At 61.4% G+C, this 7,384-nt stretch carries 7 protein-coding genes; 3 read left to right on the forward strand and 4 right to left on the reverse strand.

The genetic code is table 11. The annotated features are described in order from the left end of the window. The first annotated feature begins 73 nt into the window (after window positions 1–73). Window positions 74–991 (forward strand): tRNA glutamyl-Q(34) synthetase GluQRS, encoded by a 918-nt coding sequence (gene gluQRS, locus Q0J60_RS09590; protein ID WP_294440974.1) that lies wholly within the window; start codon window positions 74–76, stop codon window positions 989–991. 17 nt (window positions 992–1,008) lie between these two features. On the opposite strand, the gene Q0J60_RS09595 is transcribed toward gluQRS, so the two are convergent. Then, a complete protein-coding gene (locus tag Q0J60_RS09595) occupies window positions 1,009–1,941 on the reverse strand; it encodes a prenyltransferase (RefSeq protein WP_294440977.1) in 933 nt (310 codons plus the stop codon). Window positions 1,942–2,056: 115 nt separating this feature from the next. On the opposite strand from Q0J60_RS09595, the gene crcB reads away from it, so the two are divergent. Then, window positions 2,057–2,458, forward strand: a complete 402-nt coding sequence (crcB, locus tag Q0J60_RS09600) for a fluoride efflux transporter CrcB (protein ID WP_294440978.1) — start codon at window positions 2,057–2,059, stop codon at window positions 2,456–2,458. A gap of 1 nt (window position 2,459) precedes the next feature. On the opposite strand, the gene Q0J60_RS09605 is transcribed toward crcB, so the two are convergent. Further along, a complete protein-coding gene (locus tag Q0J60_RS09605) occupies window positions 2,460–4,028 on the reverse strand; it encodes a helix-turn-helix transcriptional regulator (protein WP_294440980.1) in 1,569 nt (522 codons plus the stop codon). Window positions 4,029–4,185: 157 nt separating this feature from the next. Then, window positions 4,186–4,458 carry a twin-arginine translocase TatA/TatE family subunit gene (gene tatA / locus Q0J60_RS09610; protein WP_294440982.1) on the reverse strand — a complete coding sequence of 91 codons (273 nt, stop codon included), beginning with the start codon at window positions 4,456–4,458 and terminating at the stop codon, window positions 4,186–4,188. A gap of 412 nt (window positions 4,459–4,870) precedes the next feature. Here tatA and Q0J60_RS09615 point away from each other — a divergent pair, with 412 nt between their 5' ends. Further along, on the forward strand, window positions 4,871–6,190 hold the full coding sequence (locus Q0J60_RS09615; RefSeq protein ID WP_294440984.1) for an NCS2 family permease: 1,320 nt from the start codon (window positions 4,871–4,873) through the stop codon (window positions 6,188–6,190). Window positions 6,191–6,319: 129 nt separating this feature from the next. Here the strand turns inward: Q0J60_RS09615 and Q0J60_RS09620 are convergent. After that, window positions 6,320–7,384 (reverse strand): helix-turn-helix transcriptional regulator (locus tag Q0J60_RS09620; RefSeq protein WP_294440986.1); only part of this gene is annotated, 1,065 nt, incomplete at its 5' end.

Here is a 7,384-nt window from a genome sequence, read left to right on the forward strand (position 1 = left end):
AGCTGGAGCAGCCCGGCGCCGTTGCGCGCGGCGAGGTCAAGACCAGGCACGTCGAGGACCAGCGAAGAAAATAATGATTAAGGGCAGATTCGCTCCTTCCCCTACGGGACGGATGCATGCGGGCAACGTGTTCTCGGCGCTCGTGGCGTGGCTCGTGGCCAAGTCGCAGGGCGGCTCAATCGTCCTGCGCATAGAGGATTTAGATGCCGAGCGCTCTAAGCCGCAGTTCATCGATGCGGTGCAACGCGACTTCGAGGCGCTCGGCCTCACCTGGGATGAGGGCCCGTATTTCCAGCATGACCGCGATGAGGCGTATCAGGCGGCTTATGACGAGCTCTGCGAGCGCGGGCTGGTATACCCCTGTTTCTGCACGCGTGCCGACCTTCACGCCGCCTCCGCGCCGCATCACGGCGAGAAGCTTGTGTATGCCGGCACGTGCCGGAACCTGACCGACGAGGAGCGCACTGAGCGCATGAAGGAGCGCCGTCCCGCATCCCGCCTTATCGTGCCCGATGAGACGCTGTCCTTTGTCGACGGTATCCAAGGCGAGTATTCTCAGAATCTTGCCGCCGAATGCGGTGATTTCCTCATTCGGCGGTCGGACGACGCGTTCGCCTATCAGCTTGCGGTGGTAGTGGATGATGCCGCCCAGGGCGTCAACTCGATCGTGCGCGGCGTGGACCTGCTTTGCTCTACGCCGCAGCAAATGTATCTCCAGGATTTGCTGGGATACCCCCATCCCTCATACGCTCATGTGCCGCTCTTGGTCGCGGAAGAGGGAAGGCGCCTGTCGAAGCGCGACCACGATGCCGCTCTTGATGCGCTGCTGGAACGCTTCAAGACGCCAGCGGGCATAATCGGCCATATCGCCGGCATTACCGGCATCGCTCCCACCTGCGATCCCGCCACTCCCGAACAGCTCCTTGCAACGTTCGATTTGCAGGCGTTCGCATCGAGCATTCCGAACAACGTGCAGATTCGCTGGAGCTGAGCCTACTTAACTACAGGCTAGATGACGAGCGTGATGCCTCCCGCGGCCAGGATGGCGGCTGCGTAGAATGCTCCCAGCGCCACGTTCACGCTGCAGATCTGCGCCATCGCGCCGATGCGCGACTGCGGTGCCAGCGGGTTGGAAAGAAGCGCTTTGAGCAGGGGATAGGCTGCAAGCAGCATGAACGGCATCACGATAAGGCCCGGCGTGAAGAAAACGCCTACAAGCGCCACGATGGCGATGACCCAGGCGTATACGAACGCATGGTAGACCTTTCGTGCGCGGCCGCGCCCCAGCATGACCGAGAGCGTTTTGCGCCCGACGGGAATATCCTTTTCGACATCGCAGGTGTTGTTCGTGAACATGATGAGGCCCACGCCGATGATGGTAGGCACGGCCCACAGCAGGGCGCGCAGGTCGAATACGCCGGACAGCGCCTGGTAGCATGCCAGGGGAATGAGCCCGCCCATCACGACGCCGCTTACGAGCTCGCCGATGGGAAGATAAGAAACCGGCGTCTTGCCCGCCGAGTAGAGCACCACGAAGATGGCGCCCACCACGCCGATCGCCAAAGGAATCCAGCCTGCCATGTAAATCACGTAGGCGCCCAGCGCGAACGCAGCCACCAGGAACCCGATGGCAAGGTAGAGCGCGCTTTTGGGGTTCACGTTGTTGTAGATGAGCGTGGCGTCGGATTCCTCCACGTTGTCGTCGGCGGAGTCCGCGCCCTTGACGTAGTCGTAATAGTCGTTGAACGTGTTGACCGCCGCCTGCATGAGCACGCATATCACCAGCAGCACGCAAGCCATGACGGCCGAGGTGGGCGGAGCGGTAACCGCGGCGGCGCACATGGCGACCAGAGAGGGAAGGATGGCGGCGGGCCAGGTGTGAGGCGCCGCAAGCTGAAGCGCCATGCGCGGCGTGAAGCGTTCGTATGCGTTGTCTTTCAAAGGATGCCTTCTTCGTGCTGGTGTATTATGGCGCTTTGCAAAAAGCGCTTGTCTTGCGAAAGGCCATTGTAGCGCAAGGCGGCCTGAACGGCGGCTGATTCCAGGGAGGATGCGCATGCTCTTGAATATCTTCGCGGTTGCGGGCGGCGGCGCGATCGGCGCGGTGTGCCGCTATCTAATCGGCGTGCTCGTGGGGCGCGTCGGCGCCGATGCGGCGTTCTGGGGCGCCTTTCCGCTGGCTACGTTCATGGCAAATGTTCTCGGATGCTTTGCTATCGGGTTTCTTTCGGTCGCGTTCGAGGGCCCGTATGCGGGCAAGGACCAGGCGCGGCTTTTCGCCATCACAGGCATCATGGGCGGCTTCACGACATTTTCTACGTTCAGCCTGGAGACGGTCACGCTGTTCCAGGATGGCGCATGGGGCATGGCGGCGCTCAACGTTGCTTTGAGCCTGGCGGCGTGCTTGGTCGGCGTGGTTCTGGGGAGAGTGGCCGCCTCCGCCGTTTTCGCCCGATAGGTTATCGGGCGCGCGACTTCGTTCCGCGCAGTTCCTCGACGGTGCGCTCTCCGAGGTCGATGAGCTCTTGCCTGCCTTTGACGCCGCATTTCGCGTAAATGCGGCGCATGTGCGTGTCTGCCGTGCTCTTCGCCACGAACAGCTCCTGGGCGATCCTCTCGTTGCTGCGGCCTTTGAGCGCGAGCGCGAGCACCTCGGCCTCGCGCGTCGAAAGGGAGAACCGTTCGACCAGGCGCTCGCAGGCGCGTTCCTGCTCATCAGACGTGTCTACGATTTCCGACAGCGCCCTGAAATCGCGTTCGGTGAAGAGGAAGAGGTAGGCGAACAGTATCGCAAGGCCTGCGCACGCCATAATGCCGTACGAAAAGTCAGCGCTCGGCATGGTGGTGTCGTATATGTTCGCGGCGGCGATGCCGAGCGCTTCACCGGCATAGAGCGCGAGAAGCCCTCCAGCGAATGTCAGCGCCGGCTGTGCCTGTGCAACGCGGGCCATAACGAGGAAGAACGACATGAACGACGCGACAAGACCCAGATATCCTGCAAGGATGATGGCCTCGCCGGGCACGCCGCTGTTCTGTAGGAGCGGCGCGAACAGAAAGCCCGCCATGATCACGAGCATCGCGATGCGGTACATGCTGCCCAACGATTCGCCCTCGGTGGGCTTTTCCACGAAGAGCGATTGGAGCACGGCGACGCAGAACAGCGCGAGAATAAGCAGCGTGGCGGGGAAATCAGGGGTGGAGAGCATGCCGGGATCGCTTCGGTAGCTTTCCATGAATCCGGCGGCGATGCCGAACATGACTGCGCCTGCTATCATGCGCGTGCTCATGGCGCCCACGCCGGCTTTCTTGAATACCGAAGACAGCGAAAGCTTCGGCAGCGCACGGGCGTCGTCGGGGGTGTTTCCGGGGTCCGTGTCGGGGGCTTCGGTTTCTTCCGTCGAAGCGTGCGCGCCCACCGCCTCGCGATGCGGCGGGAAGTTCTCAAAGGTGCGGGCTGTATCTTGCGGCGTGCTCGCATGGCTTCTTTCCTGCAGGCAGAGCGCCACGATGAGCGAGCCGGCAATGGCGCAAACGACGGGAACCGCCACTTGGGCCATCGAGGGCATGAACGCGCAGGCGAAGCAGATGGCCGATGCGAAGCCCGTGGCAGCGAACACCTCGCATGCGATGGTGCGAGGGGAGCCCGATCCGAGCACGATGCTCCAGGCTAGGAACAGCTCAGCAAGCGGGTATCCGACGAGCACGCCTTCAATAACCAGCCCGATAGCGTGGGAATTCAGCGGGAATTGTGGGGCGATCGTGCCGACCACCAGCATAGCCGCCGAGGCAAGGATTGTTGAGGTCGCGGCGTTCGATTCCAAGGCGCGTGCGATGTGCGCCTTGCCGAAAGCGAAGGCGAGGCACATGAAGACAAGCACAAGGAACAGATCGGCGCGTTCGAATACGGTGCCGCCGAGTGCGAGCCCTCGGTTGGAGCCCATATAGAACAGCGAGAATATGCATCCTTGATGACAGGCGAACCCCAGGATTCGTTTCCACGATGGTCCGCCGTGCTGCGCTTCGCCCACGTTCGCTTCCTTTCTTGTCAGCGAAATGATAGCAAACGCAGCGGTCTTGGCTCGGCTTTTGCGGCAATATCGATGGGAAATGCGAAACGCCCCGGTTTGCGCATGGCAGACCGGGGCGTTTCGTGGCCAAAGGTGCGGAGGCGAAAGGGAGGGAGGATTAGCCCTGCACCGATGCGGCCTCTTCGACGGACGATTCCGCAGAAGACGTGGTGGATGCGGCGGCAAGCTTCTTCTTGCGCTTGGGAGCGGGCTCCTCTTCGGCCTCTGCCGCCTTGGTGGTCTCTTCGCCGCCGGAGATGCCGTCGCGCAGATTCTTGATGGTCTTGCCCAGCGCGGAACCGAGCTTGGGAAGATGCTTGGGTCCGAAGATGAGCAGGGCCACGCCGAGGATGATAAGAAGCTCAGGCATTCCGAGTCCGAAGATTTTCATGAGATACCTCCGTTGCATTCATATGGTTGCACGCGACGTGCGACGCGTGCGCCGTCGAGATTCGCATGGTGGCTCTGCCGTATCGCCCGACGACGCTGCATAGAATACGGCGCGATGTGTCATGCGGCTATCATGCAGACTGATGAAATGCCTGCATATCGCATTGTTTTCTTGTCATGCAAAGTGAGTACACCCGAATGTCCATGGTTTCATGCGCAAAAATCTCCTGCATCAACGAACGTGCGAGGAGGTATGGGCGTAAATCGCGTGTGGGTATGGTAGGATGCCATGGTCAGTTTTGGGCCCGCACGCGATGCGCCCAAAGGGGATTCATGTCCCACGTCTCGCGGGAGGCACGCTCCATCATGCCTTCGGCGAGACGCGCGGACCTGCGACTCGAAAGGGGGACGAAGTGGATTCGTTCTTCAAGATCTCGGCCCGCAAGAGCACGGTGGGCAACGAGGTCATTGGCGGCCTGACCACGTTTCTGGCCATGGCCTACATCATTGCCGTCAACCCCTCGCTTCTTGAGGTGGCCGGCATCCCGTTCAACGCGGCGCTCACTGCGACCTGCGTAGGCGCGGCGGTCATGACCATCGCGATGGGCCTCATCGCGAACCGCCCCATCGCGTTGGCTTCCGGCATGGGCATCAACGCCATCGTCGCGTACACGCTGTGCCTGGGAGAGTCGGCGGTCGACTGGCGCGTTGCCATGGCGATCATCTTCCTGGAGGGCATCGTCATCCTGATTCTGGTGCTGTGCGGCTTGCGTAAGGCTGTTATGGACGCCATCCCCGCCAGCCTGCGCCACGCGATCGGCATCGGCATCGGCCTGTTCATCGCTTTCATCGGCCTCAAGGGCGGCGGGCTCATCGTTGCCGACGAGTCCACCGTGCTTGCCTTGGGCGACCTCACGGCTCCGACGGCCATTGTGTCGCTTATCGCCATCCTGGTTGCCGTGGCGCTGCAGGTGATGAAGGTGAAGGGCGCGCTGCTTATCTCCATCGTTGCCGCCACGATCGCCGGTATTCCGCTGGGCGTGACCGCGCTTCCCACCGAGTGGAACTTCGGCCTCGACTTCAGCACGTTCGCGGCACCCTTCCAGACGGTTCCCGGCACCGACACCATGGCGCTCGTGCAGGTGTTCCTGCAGCCGGCGTTGCTGCTGTTCGTGTTCTCGCTGCTGATGAGCGACTTCTTCGACACCATGGGCACCGTGGTGGCCGTGGGCGAGCAGGCCGACTTCGTTGACAAGGACGGCAATGTCGAGGACATCCAGCCCATCCTGACGGTGGACTCCGTGGCTGCGGCTGCGGGCGGCTTCTTCGGCGCCAGCTCTGTCACGAGCTTTGTGGAATCCACCTCGGGTGCCGCCGCCGGCGCTCGTACGGGCCTTTCCTGCATCGTGGTGGGCGTGCTGTTCTTCGTGTTCGCGTTCTTCGCGCCGGTCATCGCCATGGTGACGAGCGCCGCCACCTGCGGTGCGCTCGTTGTGGTGGGCTATCTGATGCTCTCCGACGTGGTGAATATCGATTGGTCCAAGATCGAGCTCGCGTTCCCGGCGTTCGTGACCATCCTGGGCATCCCCATGACCTACTCCATCACCAACGGCATCGGCTTCGGCTTCATCTCGTACTGCGTGATCAAGCTGGTCCAGGGCAAGGCGGGCGAAGTCAAGCCCCTCATGTGGGTGGCCGCCCTCGCGTTTCTCATCATGTTCATCGTGGGGTAGAGGCGTAGCGTCTGTACTCTTCCGATTGTTCTTAGACGGTCATAAACGACAAGCGACCTGGGACGATGTATGAACATCCCAGGTCGCTATTTTTTTAATGGGCGTCAATATAGCATAGAAGGCGCGGGCTTACTCGTGCTTGCCGAACGCCTCTATGAGCATCGCGGCGATGACGCACAAAAGCCCGCCCACGATCCATGCGACCCAGAACCAGGCGGCGGTTGTTCCCAGGGGCTCGAAATCGCCGTTGACCCAGTTGGTGGGATCGCCCAGCGGCGCGAAGAGCATCACGAGGCCCACGATGGTGGCGGCGATCATGATGACGCCGCAGACGGCCGAGGTCTTGGAGGAACGACGCTTCGTCTGGTAGAGCTCGTCTTTCAGCGATTGGCTGATCTGCGCATTGGCGATGTCTTCGATTTCAAGTTCGTCGGCGGCGCTTTTGTTGTATTCCGCCACGTTGGTACGGCCCAGCAGCATTCCGTAATGAATGATGTTCCATACGCCCAAGGCGATGAACAGCATCAGGAAGAACAGCGCGTACTGCTCGGCATTGGGCTCTAGCATGAGCATGAGGCAGATGCCGACGAAGATGCAGGCGATGCCGCCGATCAAACCGCGCGTGAACGTGGTACGCGCATGCTCCTTGTCCGATTCGGTATAGAAATCCTCGATGAAGGGGTGCGCCTTTACGAAAGCGTTGTGCCTCATGCCAGCGGGAATCAGAAACACGAGGCCTACGAGGACGCCCAGCAGTACGAACATGATGAATGCGACGTCGTTGCCGTTGTGGGTTCCAAGGTCGAACGACCCTTCGAAGAAGAAACCGATCGCGATGCCCAAGAGAATGCTTGCGATGCCGGTGGGAACCTTCCAAGCCAGCATGCGCTGGTGCTCGTCGTATCCGCAGATATCTTGCGGCGGACCGTCGGGGATTGGCATTGCCGCTTGCGTCGCGCCTTCAGGGGCGTAGCGCCCCGTGAGGTCGCCCTGCACCAAATCATCGAGCGTGCAATCGAACAGCTGGCATATCTTGAGCAGCTTGTCCATCTCGGGGTAGGAGCGTTCGGCCTCCCACTTGGTGACGGATTGGCGCGAAACGCCCAGCAGCATGGCAAGCTGCTCCTGCGTCATGTTTCGTTCTGCGCGGAGGTGTTGGAGGTTGTTGCGGAAGCTCACGGCTGGTCCTTTCGT

This window comes from uncultured Slackia sp. (assembly GCF_944321625.1).
Taxonomy (GTDB): domain Bacteria; phylum Actinomycetota; class Coriobacteriia; order Coriobacteriales; family Eggerthellaceae; genus Slackia.

Coding starts and splice junctions, on each gene's coding strand:
- gluQRS (WP_294440974.1), top strand. CDS start 74: ATGATTAAGGGCAGATTCGCTCCTTCCCCTACGGGACGGATGCATGCG.
- crcB (WP_294440978.1), top strand. CDS start 2,057: ATGCTCTTGAATATCTTCGCGGTTGCGGGCGGCGGCGCGATCGGCGCG.
- tatA (WP_294440982.1), bottom strand. CDS start 4,458: ATGAAAATCTTCGGACTCGGAATGCCTGAGCTTCTTATCATCCTCGGC.